Here is a 678-nt window from a genome sequence, read left to right on the forward strand (position 1 = left end):
ACGAGCTTGGCAAACTATGCAGAATTTTTTACTGAGCCGTTCTATTGGAATACCTTAGCGAGAACGGCATTTATGTCGATACTTGCCACAGTGCTTACACTAATTATTGCTTTTCCCGTAGCGTATTACATAGCTAAGATGTTGCGTGGAAAAACCAAAAGCATCTTATTTTTACTCTGCCTGTTGCCGTTTTGGGTTAGCGAATTAGTGCGCACCTTTGGTTGGATGATCCTTCTCAGAGAAACTGGAGTTATCTCCTCCTCTCTGCAGTGGCTTGGACTGATCGACGGTCCAATCGAATTTTTATACAACGATGTCACCGTGATGATGGGCTTAATTTACACCTCCATGTTATTTATGGTGGTGCCGTTGGTAAGCACTTTAGATAGTTTAGATGACAGCTTAATTGAAGCGGGTTATGACCTTGGCGGCAGTAAGCTTTCTATCCTGAAAGAGATCGTTATCCCACATTCAATGCCGGGCATAATATCCGGCTGCATTGTCGTATTTATGCTAACGCTCGGTAATTACCTCACACCAATTCTACTCGGAGGTAAATCGAGTATGTGGTTTACCGGTCAGATCTATACCCAGTTTATTACCCGATTTAATTGGGAGCTCGGCGCTGCCTTTGGTTTTTTATTACTTATCGTTTCATCCACCATCGTGTGGCTTGGT

Annotated in this window: 1 protein-coding gene; it reads left to right on the top strand. The window is 43.2% G+C overall.

What is annotated here, in order from left to right; translation table 11 throughout:
* A partial coding sequence (locus A3738_RS01510; RefSeq protein WP_068763304.1) for an ABC transporter permease occupies window positions 1-678 on the top strand: 678 nt, incomplete at both ends.

Source organism: Oleiphilus sp. HI0066, from assembly GCF_001635725.1.